Below are 18,154 nucleotides of genomic sequence, written 5' to 3'. Positions count from 1 at the left end.
TCAATCGCCCACCAGCGTCCGGTTGACGAAGATGCCGTCCATTTCGACCAGCAGCGGGAAATGGCCCTTATTGTTGGCGAAGAAGGCGGACGGCGCGAAGCCGCGCGCCTCCAGCCAGTCGATCATCTGCCGATAATTGGTCCCGCCGTCATAGATGGGCCGCACGCCCAGTTCCGTCTGCACGCCCGCCATCCGGCCCAGCGCCTCGCCCGCGCCCTCGCACACCGACAGGTCATGGCCCTGCGTATCCATCTTCAGGAACGGACGGCTGAACCCATGGCTCTGCATCAGTTCGGGCAGCAGCGTGTCGATGCGGCGGCATTGCATATCCACCGTCTTCGTCACCTTGTTGCGTTCGGCGAACACCGCATCCTGATCGCCCGCCGGATTTTTGAGCGAACTGAACTGGTCGGCGGCCATGATATTGAATTGCGCCGTCCCGTCGAAATCCGACAGCGCCATGTTGAACACCAGCCACTTGCCGTCCGAAGCCGCATTGCGCTGCAACTGCGCGAACACATCGGGATTGGGCTCGAACGACAGGATCAGCCCGCGATAGCCCGCATCCTTGCGCGCCATGGTCGCATATTGGCCCCGGTTCGCGCCGACATCGATCAGGCAGTCCACCGAAAAGGCGCTCAGAAACCGACGCAGCGCCTGTACCTCGGGATATTGATGCGCGCGTCCGGCCAGCGACAGTCGCACCGCCAGCCACCTGTCCCGCAGTTCGCGCCGATATCGGTTCATGCGCGACCGGCCAGCACGGTTTTGTAGATGCCGATCGTCGCCAAACCCATGTCCTTCCAGCTGCCCATCGTCTCGCCATAGGCGCGCGCCCGCGCGCCTGCTTCCCGCCTGATGGCGGCGCTTTCGATCAGCGGCAAGAGGGCTTCACCCAGCGCCGCCGCATTTCCCGCCTGCGCGCGCGCGGCTACACCCTCGGGCAACAGGCCGAACATGCCCGCGTCGGACGTGACCATCGCCTTGCCGTGATGCAGCGCGGACAGGAACGCGCCGCTCGAATCGATCTGCCGATAGGGGAAGGCGATGATGTCCGCCCGCGCCATATGCGCGTCCAGCCTCGGTTCGGTCAGGAAGCCGAAATCCGTGACCAGCCGGTCGGCAAAGCCCGCGCCTGCCACCCCCTCCACCATCGGCGCGACATCCATGAACGGCTTGCCCGCCAGCGCCAGCTCGAAATCCAGTCCCGTGCGCCATAAGGCGATGCAGGCTTCGATCAAAAGGTCCACGCCCTTGTACGGGCGGATCGTGCCGAAGAAGAGCAGGCGCGGACGGGCGGGCATGGGCACCGCCGCCAGTTCTTCAGCCGATGCAGCGGCCAGACGCATCGGTGGATGCGGCGTCACATGGATGCGTGCCTCATCGACCCCTTGCCCGACCAGCGCCGCCAACGTCGTGTCGCCATGGACGATCAGCGCGTCGAACATATCCAGCAGCGCGCGATAGCCCCTGCCCTGCACCCCGGCATCGTCATGATAGGCTTCGGCATTGTGCACGGTATGGACCAGCGCCACGCCGCGCCTTTTCAAACGGCGCAGCAGCATCGCATCGGCCGGCGCCAGCGGCATCCACTGGACATGCACAATGTCCGCCGACCGCATCGGCGCGATGTCGCCCACCGCACACGCCAGCCCATATTCCGCCGCCTTGATGAGACGAAAAGCGCGCCCCTCGCCGATCCCGCGACGCAATGCTTCGCTCGCCCGAAAGAAATGCGGTTCGTAGCGATAGCCCTGCGGCCGGATCGCATCGGTGTCCCGCATCGGCCGGCCGAGCAGCGTCACCTGCGCGCCCGCCTCGGCAATAGCCGCGCACAGGCTGTCGTCATAGCGCCCGGTGAAGAGCGACGGATCGAGCATGGCGACCTTCATCCCCGCGCCAGCCTGCGCAGAGAAGCCATGTGCAGCAGTGCGACGCCCGCCAGCGTCACCGCATAGAGTGCCAGAAAGGCGAGATCGAACCGCTCCGGCCACAGCAGCGCCGCCAGCGGCGCGCTCGCCAGCGATCCCGCCAGAAACGGCAGCGACCGGCGCAGCAGCAAGCCGAACCGCCCCAGCGCCCCCTGCACATAGACCGACACGCACAGCAAGGTGAGGCCAGCCAGGCCAAGGACGATCAGCCACAGGTCCGCCCGATCGATCGCCGCCCGCCCGTCGAACAGCAGCGCGAACAGCCGCTCCCCCGCCACCAGCAGCACCGCCGCCAGCATCGCGGCGAACAGCAGCGCCGCCGCCAACGCCCTTCCCAGCAACTGCCTCAGCCGCGCCGCATCGCCCGCATGATAGGCGCGGGTGATGCGCGGCAACGCCGCCTCCACCATCGCGCGCACCAGCATCGAGAGCGACCGCGACATCTTGAAGAAGAAATCGAACAGCAGCATCGGGCGCGGGTCCGCCGTCACCGCCGCGATGGTGAAATAGGGCGCATTATAGGCGACGATGTCCGACAGGGTGAAGGCCGCCGACGCGCCGATGTCGCGCAGATAATGCGCGCGCACATGGTCGCCACCCACGCGAAAGGCCAGCCAGTGCCGCCGCTCCATCCCCAGCCGCCGGTGCACATGGCCGATGGCGTATCCGATGACGGCGATGCTGACGGCCAGTTGCAGCGCCACCGACAGGCGCGGGTCCATCCCGCCCAGCATCGCGACCAGCAGGGAAATCGTCACCACCCGCCGCCCGCAATCCAGCATTTCCCACAGCATATTGCCGTCCACCGCCGCCAGCGCGCGCTTCGCCAGCAGCGCCGGCAGATTGAGGCAGGCCGACAGGAAGAAGAGGAGGAAAAGGAGCGGCATCCGCGTATCCAGCCATCCCATCGCCAGCGCGCCGCATAGGATCAGCAGCCCGGCCCCGACCAGCAGGCTGAGGAACAGGAACAGCACGCCCATCTCCTCCAGCCGGAACCCGCTTGGCACCTCCGCCTCCTCGCCCCCTAACCAGTGCCGCCGCAACCGGGCATAGATGATGCTGGTCAGCCCGAATTCCGCCGAGATGGTGAAGTTGCCGAAGGCGACCAGCAGCAGGAACGCCTGGAACTCCGCGATCGGCAGCACGCGCACGAACACGAAGGTCACGGCAAAGCCCCAGACCATGATGATGCCTACATTGGCCAGCTTCACCAGCGCAAGGATGCGGGCGGACCCTTCCAGCCGGCCCGGCCCCTCGCCCCCCCGGCGGCTCACTCGCGCGCGGCTCCCGCCGGCTTGCGCGCGCGGAACAGCCGGTCGTCCAGCGCGTGGAAATGGCGCACATCCGGGTCGATGGAGGCTGCGTCGATCTCCTCCAGATCAAAGCCCGCCGCGCGAATGCGGTCGGCGAAGTCGGGTCCATATTGGCGCACATGGTCCCATTGGCCAAAGCGCCGCTCACGCTCGCGCGGGGACATGGCGAAACTGCCGTCCTCGGTCGGCTTCTCCCACAGCGGCACGATCAGCCACGCCTCCCCGCCCGGCTTCAGCGCGCGGTGGATGTTGCGCAGCACGGCACCGTCATCGGGCACATGCTCCATCACATGGCTGGCGTAGAACAGGTCGTACCGGTCCTCGTCCGCCATCTCCATCAGGTCGATCCGCTGCATTCCGGGCACCGGATAGATCTCCGGATGCAGGTCGGCGGGCACATAGTCGGCCGCCACAGAAAAACGGCGCACGAGGCTCGCCTCATTGGGCGCGACATGCAGCACCGCGCCGTCCGCCGGCACGCTCAGCCGCCCCTCACCGATCAGCCAGTTCATCAGCCGTTCGCGCGGCGACGCGTTGCATTCGGGGCATCCCCACTCGCCATTGTCGCCATAGCGGAAGAAGCCGACCACGGTCGCGCCGCACGCCGGACAGCCGCGATTGCGGCGCGCACCCATCGCCTTGCGGAGCTTCAGCAGCCCCTTCGTCAAATGCTTGCCGGCGGCCTTCGCCACCCGCTGGACAGTAATCACCCGATGCTCCGCTGCGCCATGCTCATGGCCCGCGCTATACTATAAGCCGCGCATTTTGCGAGCGCTTATGCCAGCAGCTCCCGCACCAGTGCCGGCACCAGCAGGCTCGCGGGACCAAGCCGGCTTTCATGGAAATAGAAGCTCCCCGCAGACGGATCGAGGTTCAGTTCCAGCGTGCGCGCGCCATGATGCCGCGCCGTCTGCACGAAGCCGGCGGCGGGATAGACCGCGCCCGACGTGCCGATCGACACGAACAGGTCGGCTTGCCCCAGCGCATCGTCGATCTCGTCCATCCGATAGGGCATCTCGCCAAAGAACACGATGTCCGGCCGCAGCGCGGGCTTGCCGCACCCGTCGCACACGCTGCCCGGCGGCAGCGCCGCGTCCCACGGCACCGCTTTCCCGCACGCGGCGCACAGCGCCGATTTCAGTTCGCCATGCATGTGGATCAACCGCTTCGCCCCGGCCCGCTCGTGCAGGTCGTCGACATTCTGCGTCACGATCAGCAATTCGCCGTCCCACGCCCGGTCGAGCGCCGCCAGCGCCTCATGCGCGGCATTGGGTGCCACCTCGCCCAGCTTCGCTCGCCGCTCGTCATAGAAACGATGCACCAGCGCCCGGTCCCGCGCCAGCGCCTCGGGCGTGCACACATCCTCGACCCTGTGCCCCTCCCACAACCCGTCCGGCCCGCGAAAGGTCGCGAGGCCACTCTCCGCCGAAACCCCCGCGCCGGTCAGGATGACGATGTTGTGAATGTCCCGAGTCATGCCGCGAAGATAGCGATGTAAGAGGAGGGCGGGAATGGCCTGCCCCCGCCATCGCCACAATCGTCACCCTGAACTTGTTTCAGGGTCCATCCCGCCGGATCAATCGTCGGGTTTGAGGGGAGATGGATGCTGAAACAAGTTCAGCATGACGCAAGAGGCAAGGTTTCTCAGGAGTCATTTGTTCGCCCAAGTAGGCCGCCTCCACATCTAGCCGCTTGCTGCCGCTACCACGAACCAGAACGCTATCCCTGTCGCAAGCAGGACAAGTCCGCTGGTGACGCGGAACCATTCAGGTTGTCGTGAGCCTGCAAACGCGCACCAAAGCGCCAATCCGATGATGGCTAGCAGAGCGCCCATAAAAGCAACATCCACGGGCCGAATGTGGCCGGATGATCTTCCTTGAAATAGCAGGATGACGAAAAATGCTAAGCCCCAGATGATCGCAGCCAGAACGTTTAGGGTCTTGCCGGTGATAGCCATCGGCTCAGTCTGGCATTCCATGACCAACTCCGCAAATGATGAAATCATCGTCCGCACCTCAAGGCCTCGAACGCCTTCGCCCCCCTCACCCCCGCCATGCCGGGCTCGACCCGGCATCCCGCTTCCTCCCTCGAACCCACACCTTTCCTAATCGTGCAGCCTCTGATCCAAGGGATCTATGCCCCGTCACATCCTTCTGCCACAGCAACCCGCTTGCCCCCTGTCGCCTTCCTGTCGCGCCACCGAAGCGCAACCGTGGCGCGAGTGTCGCGTCTCCGTCACCTCCCAATCGCGTCACGCGCGCAAAGCAAGCGCCTCGCGAGCGCGTCCGACGCATTTTCAACGTCACGATGGTATGAACTTCACCTGTCGCATTTCAGCCAAAGCATTCGCCCCATGCTTATCGAAAACTTTACCGCCCATCGGCTAAGCCCGCGGCAAAGATCATAAGCGAACGGAATTTCATGCGCTTTCCCCATGCCCTGCTGCTGTTCCTTGCGGTGGCGAACCCGCAGCCCGCCGTCGCGCAGGTGGCGGCCGCGGACAGCGGCGACACCGGCTGGATGATCCTCTGTGCCCTGCTGCTGCTTTTCGCTGCGCTACCGGGACTGATGCTGCGCTTTGCGGGCCAGGTGAATGTGCGCAGCGCCCTGTCCGTCGCGGCGCAGGTCGCCGCCGTGGCGGGAACCGTCTCGCTCGCGTGGGCCGTCGCAGGCTACAGCCTTGCCTATGCGCCAGGCGATAGTTGGCTGGGCGGCGGCGCGAACCTGATGCTCGCCAATCTCGGGGCACTGCGCGACGGGCTGACCGTGCCGGAATCCGCCTTCGTCCTGTTTCAGCTCGCCCTTGCCCTGCTCGCCGCCGGGCTGATGGTGGGGGCAGTGGCGGAGCGGACCGCGATCGGCTGGTGGCTCGCCTTCGCCCCGCTCTGGCTGCTCATCGTCTATGCGCCGGTCGTCCATGCCGTCTGGGGAGGCGGCTGGCTGGCGGAGCTGGGCGTCATGGATTTCGCCGGTGGGCTGACCGACCATGCCACGGCCGGATTTTCCGCCCTCGCACTCGCGCTCATCGTCGGCAGTCGCCGCGAACGGACGCAGCCGGGCCACGCCCCGCTGCTTGCCCTCACCGGCGGCGCGCTGCTGTGGATCGGCCTGTCCGGCGCGGTCGGCGGCTGGGCGCTCGGCGCGACGGATGACGCCGCGACCGCCATTCTCAACCATCATTTCGCCGCCTGCGCCGGCGCGCTCCTGTGGGCTCTGCTCGACCGCGTGCTTGCCCGTCGCAGCAGCGCCACCGGCATCCTGTCCGGCGCGCTGGCCGGCATCGCCGCCATCTCCGCCTCCGCCGCTCTCATAGGGACTGGCGGCGCGATGCTGATCGGCGCCATCGCCGCGATCCTCTGCCGCCTCGCTGCCTTGGCCACCGGCAAATGGGTGGACGATGCCGCGCAAATCTTCGTCATCCACGGCGTGGGCGGCGCGGCCGGCGCTCTGCTCCTGCCGGTCTTCGCGCTGCCGATGCTGGGCGGCGTCGGCTTCGAACAGAATGTCAGCCTTTTGGGCGCGCTTGCCGCTCAAGGCATCGGCCTTGCCGTCATCGCGCTCTGGGCGCTGGTCGGCAGCGCCATCGCCGCGCTGATGGTGTCGCTCCTCATCCCCATGCGCGTCAGCCCGGAGGCCGAGGCGGAGGGCCTCGACGCCGCCCAGCACGGCCAGCAAAGCTGGGATTTCCGCTGATCCGATGACGGCCGAACCGCCCCTCGCTCTGGCCTCCGTAGCCGTCGCCATCTTCGCGCATCAGGAGGAACGCCGGATCGGCCGCTGCCTCGCCTCGCTGCCGCTCGACCGACCCGATACCGTCTTCCATGTGCTGGTGAACGGCACCACCGACGCGACCGCAGAGCGCGCGCGGGCTGCGGCTGGCGGGCGCGCCAATGTCATCGTCCACGACATCGCGCAGGGCGGTAAGTCGCGCACCTGGAACCACGCCGTCCACCACCTGCTGACCGGCGGGGAAAGCGCCGTCATCTTCATGGACGGCGACGCGGAGATCGTCGCCGGATCGATCGACGCGCTGGCGGCCGATCTTGCCGCGCATCCCGCCGCCAACGCCGCTGCCGGACTGCCGATGAACGGGCGGATGGCGGCCACCTACCAAGCCGGGCTGCGCGCCGAGGGCGGGCTATTCGGCGATCTTTACGCCCTGTCGGGACGTTTCGTCGCAGCGATCCGCGACCGGGGGCTGCGCCTGCCCGAAGACCTGATCGGCGACGACGGGCTGGTGGCCAGCCTCGCGCACACCGGTCTTCAGGCGGACAGCCATTGGGTGCATGACCGGGTGTTGGCCTGCGACGGCGCGGGCTTCCTGTGCGAACAGGTCAGCCTGCTCCGCCCTGCCAGCTGGGTCATGCAATATCGGCGGCTCATCAGCTATTCGGTGCGCTTCTTCCAGAACCGCATCCTGTCCGACATCATGACGCGCGAGGGGCCGGATGGGCTCCCCGCGCGCCTTTCAAGCCTCTATGGCGAATGGCTGCCCCGCTGGCGCCCCCGCCCAGGCCTCACCGGCTGGTTCGACCGGAAGGCACTGGCGCGGATGCGCAAAGCGGCCGGTTAACGGTCCCGGCCCGCCAGTTCCTTGTTGACGTACAGCGCGATCATCGTCGCCACCGCGCCCGACAGCAGGTAAACGCCCGACGCCGCCAGCCCGAACTTCACCGACAGCAGCAGCGCGACCAGCGGAGCGAAGCCCGCACCGACCAGCCAGGCAAGGTCGGACGTCAGCGCCGAACTGGTATAGCGCGCCTCCGTCGCGAAGTTGGACGCCACCACACCCGACGACTGGCCGAAGGCAAGGCCGAGCAGCATGAAGCCCAGGATCATGAACGCCACTTCGCCCAGGTCGCCGCCGTTCAGCAGCAGCGGCGCCATCACGCTGAACACCGCGATGCCGCCCGCCGACCAGCCGAGCAGCGAACGCCGGCCGATCTGGTCGGCGATGAAACCGGACACCACGATCGCCAGCAAACCCACGGACGCGCCGATCATCTCGATGATCAGGAACCGCTCGATCGGCTGGTTGGTATAGAGCGCGATCCAGCTCAGGGGGAACACCGTCACCATGTGGAACAGCGCGAAGCTCGCCAGCGGGGCGAACGCGCCGATGATGATGTTGCGCCCCTCCGCCTTCACGGTCGGCAGCACCGGCGAGGGCACCAGGTCACGCTGCTCGAACAGACGCGCAAACTCGTTCGTCACCACGATGCGCAGCCGCGCGAACAGCGCCACCACGTTGATCGCGAACGCCACGAAGAAGGGATAGCGCCAGCCCCAGCTGATGAAATCCTCCGGCGACAGGTTGAGCAGGAAGAAGGCGAACAGCCCGCTTGCCACCAGCAGCGCCAGCGGCGCGCCGAGCTGCGGCACCATCGCATACCAGCCGCGCTGGTGCTGCGGCGCGTTGAGCGACAGCAGCGACGCGAGCCCGTCCCATGTGCCGCCCAGCGCGATCCCCTGCGCGGCGCGCAGGATGACCAGCACTAATGCAGCATAATGGCCAATCGTCTCGTAACCCGGTAGGAAGGCGATCGCCACGGTCGAACTGCCCAGCAGGAACAACGCGCCGGTCAGCTTCGTGCCGCGGCCATAGCGGCGGTCGATCGCCATGAAGACCAGCGATCCGATCGGGCGGGCGATGAAGGCCACGGAGAAGATGGCGAAGGAATAGAGCGTACCGGTCAGGGCATCCACATAGGGGAAGACCAGGCTGGGGAACACGATCACCGACGCGATGGCATAGACGAAGAAATCGAAGAATTCGGAGGTGCGACCGATGATCACACCGATGGAAATATCACCCGGCGCAATCGCATGGTCACGCGCGTTGATCTTGCGCGCGTCATCCTCAAGTGGCGTGGAGGTGAAGGCAATGGCCCCAGAACTCATAGGCATCCGCTCCTTGGCTGGGCCGCCGACGCGGTTTACTCGTCTGCCAGCGGCCAGGAAAAGGCAACATAACAGAAAACCGCCAGAGTCTAAGCAGTATCCCACCCCCGTAATAATTTTTGCGTCCGCACAGAATGGGACAAATTGCCCACTGGCCGACTCCCGGAAGACAGGATAGGCGCGCGCCATGTCTCAGCCATTCTCTCCCAACCGGATCAGGCTTTTGCGCTGGTCGGCCCCGATTCTGGCGGCACCCCTCGCGGGGTGCAACTGGGTCGTGATGAACCCCTCCGGCGATATTGCGCTGCAACAACGCGACCTGATCCTGATCTCGACCGCGCTGATGCTGCTCATCGTGCTGCCGGTGATGGCGATGGTCGTCTGGTTCGCGATCCGCTATCGCGCCAGCAACCAGGCCACGGAAAAGGACTATGATCCGGACTGGGATCACAGCACGAAGCTGGAACTGCTGATCTGGTCGGCGCCGCTGCTCATCATCATCTGCCTGGGCGCGCTGACATGGGTCAGCACGCACAAGCTGGACCCCTACCGCCCGCTCGACCGCATCGACGCGAAGACCGCGATCGATCCCAAGGCGAAACCGCTGGTGGTGCAGGTGGTCGCGCTCGACTGGAAATGGCTGTTCATCTATCCCGAGCTGGGCATCGCCACCGTCAACGAACTGGCGGTGCCGACCAACGTGCCCGTACGCTTCGACATCACCGCATCGACCGTGATGAACAGCTTCTACGTGCCCGAACTGGCGGGGCAGATCTACGCCATGCCGGGCATGAAGACGCAGCTGAACGCCGTCGCCAACCGGCCCGCGTCCGGCAAGGGCCTGTCCGCCAACTATTCGGGCGCGGGCTTCACCCATATGCGTTTCAACTATCAGGCGATGGACCGGGCCGGCTTCGACAAGTGGGTCGCGCTGGTCCGGGCGAGCAAGGTGCCGCTCGACCGCACCCTCTATCTCTCGCTCGCCAAGCCCAGCGAGAAGGCCCCGGTCGCCTATTTCACCGCCGCCGACCCCAAGCTGTTCGACGCGGTCGTCAACCTCTGCCCCCGGCCCGGCCAGCGCTGCATGGGCGAGTTGATGCATGTCGACATGATGGGCGGCGCGGGCAAGGAATCCGCGCATGACACCCAGGGGCTGCAATATGACTTCCCGGAAAGCCATGTGATCGAACAGACCGACCAGAATAAGGGGCAGGAAACCGCCCCCGACGCGCCCGGCGCGAAGGCGCCCGCGATGGACCACAGCTCTCACGGCGGCGCTGACGCGCACGCCCAGCATCGGTAAAGAGACATGACGACAGCACAGATGATCTTCGGTCGCCTGACCTGGGACGCCTTCCCCTGGCACGAGCCCATCGTCGTCGCGACGTTCGGCGCGGTGGTGCTGGGCGGCGTGGCGCTGGTCGCGGCGCTCACCTATTTCAAGCTCTGGGGCTATCTCTGGAAGGAATGGTTCACCAGCGTCGATCACAAGAAGATCGGCATCATGTACATGGTGCTGGGCCTCGTCATGTTCCTGCGCGGCTTTGCCGACGCCATCATGATGCGCCTTCAGCAGGCGATCGCCTTCAACGGGTCGGAAGGGTATCTCAACGCCCACCATTATGACCAGGTGTTCACCGCCCACGGCGTCATCATGATCTTCTTCGTGGCGATGCCCTTCATCACCGGCCTCATGAACTATATCGTCCCGCTCCAGATCGGCGCGCGCGACGTCAGCTTCCCGTTCCTCAACAATTTCTCCTTCTGGATGACGACGGGCGGCGCGGTGCTGGTGATGGCTTCGCTGTTCCTGGGTGAATTCGCGCAGACCGGCTGGCTCGCTTATCCGCCGCTGTCGGGCATCGACTACAGCCCGGCGACGGGCGTCGACTATTATATCTGGGCGCTGCAGGTGGCGGGCGTCGGCACGACATTGTCGGGCATCAACCTGATCGCGACCATCATCAAGATGCGCGCGCCGGGCATGTCCCTCATGAAGATGCCGGTGTTCACCTGGACCTCGCTCTGCGCCAACGTCCTGATCGTCGCCTCCTTCCCGATCCTGACGGCGACGCTGGTCCTGCTCTCGCTGGATCGCTACGCCGGCACCAACTTCTTCACGAACGACTTCGGCGGCAACCCGATGATGTACGTGAACCTCATCTGGATCTGGGGCCACCCGGAAGTCTACATCCTCATCCTGCCGCTGTTCGGCGTCTTCTCCGAAGTCACCTCGACCTTCTCGAACAAGCGCCTCTTCGGCTACACCTCGATGGTCTACGCGACCTGCTGCATCATGGTGCTCTCCTACCTCGTGTGGCTGCACCACTTCTTCACCATGGGGTCGGGTGCCAGCGTCAACAGCTTCTTCGGCATCACGACGATGATCATCTCGATCCCGACGGGGGCGAAGCTCTTCAACTGGCTGTTCACCATGTATCGCGGCCGGGTGCGGTTCGAGCTGCCGATGATGTGGACGGTCGCCTTCATGCTGACCTTCACCATCGGCGGCATGACCGGCGTGCTGCTCGCGGTGCCGCCCGCCGACTTCGTGCTGCACAATTCGCTGTTCCTGATCGCGCACTTCCACAATGTGATCATCGGCGGCGTGCTGTTCGGCCTGTTCGCGGCGATCAACTATTGGTGGCCCAAGGCGTTCGGCTACAAGCTGAACCAGTTCTGGGGGCATGTCAGCTTCTGGTGCTGGAATGTTGGCTTCTGGCTCGCCTTCGGCCCGCTCTACGTCATGGGCCTGATGGGCGTGACCCGCCGGATGCGGGTGTTCGACGACCCCTCGCTCCAGATCTGGTTCGTCATCGCCGCCATCGGTGCCGTCACCATCGCGGCCGGCATCGGCGCGATGCTGATCCAGTTCGCCGTCTCCATCTGGAAGCGGAACGAGCTGCGTGACCTGTCGGGCGATCCCTGGAACGGCCGCACGCTGGAATGGGCGACCAGCTCGCCCCCGCCGGAATATAATTTCGCCTTCACGCCCGTCGTCTATGACGGCGACACCTGGGCGGACATGAAGCGGAACGGCTACCAGCGTCCGACGACCGGCTTCCAGCCGATCCATATGCCCAGCAGCACAGGCGCGGGCGTCATCCTCGCCGCCCTCGCCACGCTCTGCGGCTTCAGCCTGATCTGGTATATCTGGTGGCTCGCGGGCCTGAGCTTCATCGGCATGATCGCGGTCGCCATCGGCCACACCTTCAACTACAAGCGCGACTTCTACATCCCCGCGGATGTCGTGACGCGCACCGAGGAAGCGCGCACGCGCGCCCTCGCGGCGGGAGCCTGACTGATATGAGCAGCGTGACTGCATCCACGGACCCCCGGTCCTACCATCTGCCGGAAGAACCGCACCTCCACGAAGGCCACAGCACCATGCTGGGCTTCTGGATGTACCTGATGAGCGACTGCCTCATCTTCGCCATCCTCTTCGCCACCTATGCGGTGCTGGGCGGCAACTATGCCGGCGGGCCGGGGCCGAAGGATCTGTTCGACCTGCCGCTGGTGGCGGTGAACACCGCGATGCTGCTCTTCTCGTCCATCACCTATGGCTTCGCCATGCTGGCGATGGAGAAGAACCGGGCCAGCGCGACGCAGGGATGGCTGTTCGTCACCTTGCTCTTCGGCGGCGCATTCCTGTCGATCGAACTCTATGAATTCGCGCACCTGATCCATGAGGGCGCGGGGCCGCAGCGCAGCGCCTTCCTTTCCGCCTTCTTCACGCTGGTCGGCACGCACGGGCTGCACGTCACCTTCGGCTCGATCTGGCTCGTGACGCTGATGGTGCAGGTCGCGCGCAAGGGCCTCATCCCCGCCAACAAGCGCCGCCTCATGTGCCTCAGCATGTTCTGGCACTTCCTCGACGTCATCTGGATCGGCGTCTTCACCTTTGTCTATCTGATGGGAGTCCTGCGGTGAGCGACGCAGTCCACAGCCACGGCCACCATGAAGAACATCATGATGAAGGCGCGCATGGCAGCTTCGGCAGCTATATGATCGGTTTCGGCCTGTCGGTGATCCTGACGGCCATCCCCTTCTGGCTCGTCATGTCCGGCGTGCTGGGCGATCCGCGCCTCACCGGCTTCGTCATCATGGCCTTCGCCGCCGTGCAGGTCGTGGTCCACATGATCTACTTCCTGCACATGAACACGCGGGTCGAGGGCGGCTGGTCGTTCATGGCGATGATGCTGACCCTGGTGCTGGTCGTCATCACCCTGTCAGGCTCCATGTGGGTCATGTATCACCTCAACAGCAACATGATGCCCCACGCGCAGCAGGATATGGGCGACATGAACATGGACATGGGATCGACGCAGGAAATGCGCACCATGAGCAATATGAGCGAGATGCCGTGACATCCGCAGGGTCCGGGGAGCGCCGCCGGCGTTCCCCGGCCTTCCTGATCGGCCTGACGTCGATCGCCCTTCTCCTCTTTTCCGGCTTTACGGCGCTCGGCGTCTGGCAGGTGCAGCGCCTCGGCTGGAAACGCGACCTGATCGCCCGGGTCGATGCCCGCATCCACGCCGCCCCCGTCCCTCCACCCGACAGCGCGACCAAGGCCGACGAATATCGCCGCGTCACCACCAGCGGCATCTTCCTCAACGACAAGGCCGCGCTGGTCCAGGCGTCCACCGTTCGAGGCCCCGGCTTCTGGCTGCTCGCGCCCATGCGCCGCCCCGACGGCAGCATCATCCTCGTCAATCGCGGCTTCGTTCCTAGCCGCCGCACGGCCTATGACCGGCCGGCGGGCAGCGTGCGCGTGACCGGCCTTTTGCGCCTGTCCGAACCGGGCGGCGGCTTCCTGCGCAGCAACGATCCCGCCGCCGACCGCTGGTATTCGCGCGACGTCGCCGCCATCGCCCGTAGCCGTGGCATGGACGCTGGCAACTATTTCATCGACGCGCAAGCCAGCCCGTCCTCCGGCTATCCGATAGGCGGCCTCACGGTCGTGCGCTTCCCGAACAATCACCTGCAATATGCGATCACCTGGTTCGCGATGGCGGCGATGACGCTCGCGGGCTATAGCCTGGTCCTGCGCCGGACCGCCAAGGACGCCGACAGGTGAAGACTGCCCGAAACCAGCCCCGGCCCCGCCCGCTGCGCTGGCTGCCGGCCCAGTGGCCGGCGGACGCCGCCGGTCGCCGCAACATGGCGCTGCTGGTGCAGTTGCGCTGGCTGGCGATCGCGGGTCAGGTCGCGACGATCCTGCTCACCCATTTCGCCATGGGCATAACGCTGCCATTGGGGTCCATGCTGGTCGTGCCCTGCATCGCCGCGCTGATGAATGTCGGCAGCCTGATGATCCTGCGCCGCCGCACCGACATCACCCATGCCGAATTGTTCCTGGCGCTGCTGTTCGATGTGCTGGCGCTGACGACGCAGCTTTACCTGTCGGGCGGCGCGACCAATCCCTTCCTCTCGCTCTATCTGGTGCAGGTGGCGCTGGGCGCGGTGCTGCTTCACCGCTGGAGCGTGTGGGGCATCGTCGCCGTCTCCACCGCCTGCGCAGCGATTCTGGCGTTCGTCCATCGCCCCCTCTATCTCAGCGGCGCGCTGGAGGGCCACCTTTTCGACCTCCACATCGTCGGCACATGGGTCTGCCTCACCATGGTCGCGGTGCTGCTGGTGCTGTTCATGACGCCGATCAACCGCAACATCCAGGAACGCGAATCCCACCTCGCGCGGCTGCGCCAGCAGGCGGCGGAGGAGGAGCATATCGTCCGCATGGGCCTGCTCGCATCGGGCGCGGCGCATGAACTGGGCACGCCGCTCGCGCAGCTCGCCGTGGTGCTGGGCGACTGGCGCCACATGCCTCAGATCGCGGGCAACCCCGCCCTGATCGAGGAGGTGGAGGAGATGGAAGCCGCCGTCCGCCGCTGCAAGTCGATCCTGACCGGCGTGCTCATGTCGGCGGGCGAGGCGCGCGGCGAAGCGCCCGAAGTCACCGATGTCCGCCACTTCATCGAACGGATCGCGCAGGACTGGCGCGCCGCCAATCCGGGGATGCCGCTGCGCTGCGATTTCGGTCCGCACGATTATCCGCGCATCATCGCGGACCCGGTGATCCGCCAGGCCGTCACCAACCTGCTGGACAATGCGCGCGAAGCGGGCGCAACCTATGTCAACATGATGGTGAGCCGGGACAGCCAGTGGCTCCATATCACGGTGCGCGACAATGGGCGGGGGTTCAGCCCGGACATGCTGGCCGATGTCGGCAAGCCCTACCGGTCCAGCAAGGGCCGGCAGGGCGGGGGTCTCGGCCTCTTCCTCGTCTTCAACGTCGCGCGCAAGCTCGGCGGGCGGGTGGATGCCAGCAACGGCGCGGACGGCGGCGCGATGGTGCAGCTTCGCCTGCCCTTCGCCACGCTCGCCCTGGAGGAGGACAAGGATGGCGCATGACAAGCGGCTGCTAATCGTCGAGGATGACGAGGCGTTCGCCCGCACGCTGAAACGATCCTTCGAGCGGCGCGGATATGAGGTCGCGCTGGCCGACAGCCTTGAAGGCGTGCAGGCGCTGCTCGCCGGCGGATCGTTCGGCCACGCCGTCGTAGACCTGAAACTCGGGCCGCAGTCCGGCCTTGCCTGCGTGCAGGCGCTGCACGCCCATGATCCTGCCATGCTGATCGTCGTCCTGACCGGCTTCGCCAGCATCGCGACGGCGGTGGAGGCGATCAAGCTCGGCGCGACCAACTATCTCGCCAAGCCGTCCAATACCGACGACATAGAGGCCGCCTTCGCGCGCGGCGCGGGTAATCCCGACACGCCGCTCGCGCCCCGTCCCACCTCCATCAAGACGCTGGAGTGGGAACATATCCACGAAGTGCTGAAGGACAGCGACTTCAACATATCCGAAGCCGCCCGCCGGCTGGGGATGCACCGCCGCACGCTGGCGCGAAAGCTCGCCAAGCGGCAGGTCGGATAGGCAGGCCTCAGCCGCCGCGCAGCAGCCCGACCGCCGCATCCTTCTCGAACAGGTACAGGCATGTCCGCGCCGCCTGCCCCCGCGCGCTGTCCAGCCCCCCGTCCCGCTCGATCAGCAGATGCGCATCGTCCCGCGCCGCATCCACCAGCGCCGCCACATGCTCGGGCGTGGCGAGCTTCAGCTGCGCATCGCCCGACTGGCGAGTCCCCAGCACTTCGCCGGCCCCGCGCAGTTCAAGATCGGCTTCCGCAATTCGGAACCCGTCGTTGGTATCGCGCATCAGCGCCAACCGAGTTCGCGAAGTTTCGCTCAACGCATTCCCCCGCAGCAATATGCATACGGACGGCTTGTCCCCCCGCCCCACCCGGCCGCGCAGTTGGTGCAATTGCGCCAGGCCAAATCGGTCCGCCCCCTCGATGATGATAAGGCTGCTGTTGGGCACATCGACGCCGACCTCGATCACGGTCGTCGCCACCAATATCTGCGTCCGATTGGCGGCGAAGGCCTCCATCGCAGCGTCCTTCTCCGGCCCTTTCATCCGCCCGTGGACCAGCCCCACCCGCTCCCCGAAACGCAGCTTCAAGGATTCCGCCCGCGCCTCCGCCGCAGCCTGATCGCTCGTCTCGCTTTCCTCGACCAGCGGGCACACCCAATAGGCCTGCCCCCCGCCCTCCACATGGCGGGCAAGCGCGTCCACCACCTCGTCCAGCCGGCTCGCCGACATGACCAGCGTCTGGATCGGCTGGCGGCCCGGCGGCATCTCGTCCAGCCGCGACACGTCCATCTCGCCATAATAGGTCAGCGTGAGCGTGCGGGGGATCGGCGTCGCCGTCATCACCAGCAGGTGCGGCGCGCGCTCCGCCTTGTTCGCCAGCATCATCCGCTGCGCCACGCCAAAACGGTGCTGCTCGTCGATCACGGCCAGGCCCAGCCGCTTATACTGCACCGCCTCCTGAAAGATGGCGTGGGTGCCGACGAGGATGTCGATGCTCCCGTCCGCCAGTCCCATCAAGGTCGCCTCGCGCACCTTGCCCTTCTCGCGCCCCGTCAGGATCGCAATCTCCACCGGCAGGCCGATCGCCATCTTGCGCAGCGTCTCGAAATGCTGCCGCGCCAATATTTCGGTGGGCGCCAGCATCGCCCCCTGCATCCCCGCCTCGACCGCGTTCAGCAGCGCCATCAGCGCCACCAGCGTCTTTCCCGATCCCACATCCCCCTGCAGCAGGCGCAGCATCGGCGTCGCCTGCGCCATGTCGCCCTCGATCTCGCCTATCGCCCGCCGCTGCGCGCCCGTCGGCGCAAAGGGCAGCTTCAGCATCGCACGCAACCGACCGTCTCCCTCGATCGGCACGCCGCGCCTGCGCCGCGACGATTGCCGCACCAGCATCAGCGCCAGTTGCCCTGCGAAAATCTCGTCATAGGCCAGCCGCTCGCGCGCCTTGGCATCCGACGGATCGGCATGGACCCGCCCCAGCGCCTCGCGCCAGTTCGGCCAGCCCTTCTGCCCGATCAGGCTCGGCTCGATCCATTCGGGTAGTTCGGGCGCACGGCCAAGCGCCTGTGCCGCCAGATCGCGCATCCGGTTGTTGGTCAGCCCCTCCGACAGGCCATAAACCGACTCGCGCGCCGGCACGGTTCCCACTTCCTCGGGCGGCAGCACATGGTCGGGATGCACGATCTGGAGATTCTCGCCATAGGCCTCCAGCTTGCCCGACACGAATTTGGGTTCATTGAGCGGCAGCAGCTTGCGCGGCCAGCCGCTGTTCTTCCCGAAATAGACGAGGGAAACGCCATTGCCCCGCCCGTCCACCGCCTGCACCCGGAACGGCGCGCGCGCGCTCCCGCTGGCGCGATAATCGACCGGCGTCAGCATGATGCCGATCACCCGCCCGGCGTCGGCCATGTCCAGTTCGTCGGTCAGCTTCCGATCCACCCAGCTCACCGGCAGATGGAACGCGACATCCACCGCCCGCGCGAGGCCCAGCCGCTCCAACGGCCGCGCAAGCGTCGGCCCCACCCCCTTGAACAGGGATATTTCGGCAAAGAGCGGATTGAGAATATCGGGTCGCATGTCT

At 66.1% G+C, this 18,154-nt stretch carries 17 protein-coding genes; 9 read left to right on the top strand and 8 right to left on the bottom strand.

Annotated features, from left to right (window positions below):
- The 6 genes from ACFQ24_RS12050 to ACFQ24_RS12025 all read right to left on the bottom strand — a co-directional run bounded on the left by ACFQ24_RS12050 (position 1) and on the right by ACFQ24_RS12025 (position 5,222).
- Complete coding sequence (locus ACFQ24_RS12050) at positions 1 to 747, bottom strand: FkbM family methyltransferase (protein WP_380911498.1); 747 nt, start codon at positions 745 to 747, stop codon at positions 1 to 3.
- A complete protein-coding gene (locus ACFQ24_RS12045) occupies positions 744 to 1,892 on the bottom strand; it encodes a glycosyltransferase family 4 protein (protein WP_380911496.1) in 1,149 nt (382 codons plus the stop codon). The genes ACFQ24_RS12050 and ACFQ24_RS12045 overlap by 4 nt, the downstream gene beginning before the upstream one ends.
- Positions 1,889 to 3,172 (bottom strand): hypothetical protein, encoded by a 1,284-nt coding sequence (locus ACFQ24_RS12040; protein WP_380911634.1) that lies wholly within the window; start codon positions 3,170 to 3,172, stop codon positions 1,889 to 1,891. Before ACFQ24_RS12040 ends, ACFQ24_RS12045 begins: the two co-directional genes overlap by 4 nt.
- A gap of 29 nt (positions 3,173 to 3,201) precedes the next feature.
- Positions 3,202 to 3,954 (bottom strand): class I SAM-dependent methyltransferase, encoded by a 753-nt coding sequence (locus tag ACFQ24_RS12035; RefSeq protein WP_380911494.1) that lies wholly within the window; start codon positions 3,952 to 3,954, stop codon positions 3,202 to 3,204.
- Between the two features lie 65 nt (positions 3,955 to 4,019).
- Positions 4,020 to 4,721, bottom strand: a complete 702-nt coding sequence (locus ACFQ24_RS12030) for an NAD-dependent deacylase (RefSeq protein ID WP_380911492.1) — start codon at positions 4,719 to 4,721, stop codon at positions 4,020 to 4,022.
- A 207-nt stretch (positions 4,722 to 4,928) separates the two neighbouring features.
- A complete protein-coding gene (locus ACFQ24_RS12025) occupies positions 4,929 to 5,222 on the bottom strand; it encodes a hypothetical protein (RefSeq protein ID WP_380911490.1) in 294 nt (97 codons plus the stop codon).
- A 443-nt stretch (positions 5,223 to 5,665) separates the two neighbouring features.
- Between ACFQ24_RS12025 and ACFQ24_RS12020 the strand changes: the two genes are divergently transcribed.
- Both ACFQ24_RS12020 and ACFQ24_RS12015 read left to right on the top strand, forming a co-directional pair.
- The gene (locus ACFQ24_RS12020; protein ID WP_380911488.1) at positions 5,666 to 6,937 is read left to right on the top strand and encodes an ammonium transporter; all 1,272 of its coding nucleotides are present in this window, start codon (positions 5,666 to 5,668) and stop codon (positions 6,935 to 6,937) included.
- 4 nt (positions 6,938 to 6,941) lie between these two features.
- The gene (locus ACFQ24_RS12015; protein WP_380911486.1) at positions 6,942 to 7,817 is read left to right on the top strand and encodes a glycosyltransferase; all 876 of its coding nucleotides are present in this window, start codon (positions 6,942 to 6,944) and stop codon (positions 7,815 to 7,817) included.
- Here ACFQ24_RS12015 and ACFQ24_RS12010 read toward each other — a convergent pair.
- A complete protein-coding gene (locus ACFQ24_RS12010) occupies positions 7,814 to 9,145 on the bottom strand; it encodes an MFS transporter (RefSeq protein ID WP_380911484.1) in 1,332 nt (443 codons plus the stop codon). The genes ACFQ24_RS12015 and ACFQ24_RS12010 overlap by 4 nt on opposite strands.
- Before the next feature lie 187 nt (positions 9,146 to 9,332).
- Here ACFQ24_RS12010 and cyoA point away from each other — a divergent pair, with 187 nt between their 5' ends.
- Genes cyoA through ACFQ24_RS11975 form a run of 7 tightly spaced genes read left to right on the top strand, consistent with a single transcriptional unit; the run spans position 9,333 to position 16,079 of the window.
- Complete coding sequence (cyoA, locus tag ACFQ24_RS12005; protein ID WP_380911482.1) at positions 9,333 to 10,448, top strand: ubiquinol oxidase subunit II; 1,116 nt, start codon at positions 9,333 to 9,335, stop codon at positions 10,446 to 10,448.
- Between the two features lie 21 nt (positions 10,449 to 10,469).
- Positions 10,470 to 12,446, top strand: coding sequence for a cytochrome o ubiquinol oxidase subunit I (gene cyoB / locus ACFQ24_RS12000; RefSeq protein WP_380911632.1), 1,977 nt, complete (start codon positions 10,470 to 10,472; stop codon positions 12,444 to 12,446).
- Positions 12,447 to 12,451: 5 nt separating this feature from the next.
- Positions 12,452 to 13,075, top strand: a complete 624-nt coding sequence (cyoC, locus tag ACFQ24_RS11995) for a cytochrome o ubiquinol oxidase subunit III (RefSeq protein WP_380911480.1) — start codon at positions 12,452 to 12,454, stop codon at positions 13,073 to 13,075.
- Positions 13,072 to 13,512, top strand: a complete 441-nt coding sequence (cyoD, locus tag ACFQ24_RS11990) for a cytochrome o ubiquinol oxidase subunit IV (protein ID WP_380911478.1) — start codon at positions 13,072 to 13,074, stop codon at positions 13,510 to 13,512. The genes cyoC and cyoD overlap by 4 nt, the downstream gene beginning before the upstream one ends.
- A complete protein-coding gene (locus tag ACFQ24_RS11985; protein WP_380911476.1) occupies positions 13,509 to 14,222 on the top strand; it encodes an SURF1 family protein in 714 nt (237 codons plus the stop codon). The genes cyoD and ACFQ24_RS11985 overlap by 4 nt, the downstream gene beginning before the upstream one ends.
- On the top strand, positions 14,219 to 15,556 hold the full coding sequence (locus ACFQ24_RS11980; protein ID WP_380911474.1) for an ATP-binding protein: 1,338 nt from the start codon (positions 14,219 to 14,221) through the stop codon (positions 15,554 to 15,556). Before ACFQ24_RS11985 ends, ACFQ24_RS11980 begins: the two co-directional genes overlap by 4 nt.
- Complete coding sequence (locus ACFQ24_RS11975; protein ID WP_380911472.1) at positions 15,546 to 16,079, top strand: response regulator transcription factor; 534 nt, start codon at positions 15,546 to 15,548, stop codon at positions 16,077 to 16,079. Before ACFQ24_RS11980 ends, ACFQ24_RS11975 begins: the two co-directional genes overlap by 11 nt.
- A gap of 7 nt (positions 16,080 to 16,086) precedes the next feature.
- On the opposite strand, the gene recG is transcribed toward ACFQ24_RS11975, so the two are convergent.
- Positions 16,087 to 18,150, bottom strand: a complete 2,064-nt coding sequence (gene recG / locus ACFQ24_RS11970) for an ATP-dependent DNA helicase RecG (protein WP_380911470.1) — start codon at positions 18,148 to 18,150, stop codon at positions 16,087 to 16,089.
- Positions 18,151 to 18,154 lie beyond the last annotated feature (4 nt).

The organism is Sphingobium olei (assembly GCF_042678845.1).
GTDB lineage: Bacteria > Pseudomonadota > Alphaproteobacteria > Sphingomonadales > Sphingomonadaceae > Sphingobium > Sphingobium olei.
This window is presented reverse-complemented; position numbering and strand designations above follow the sequence as displayed.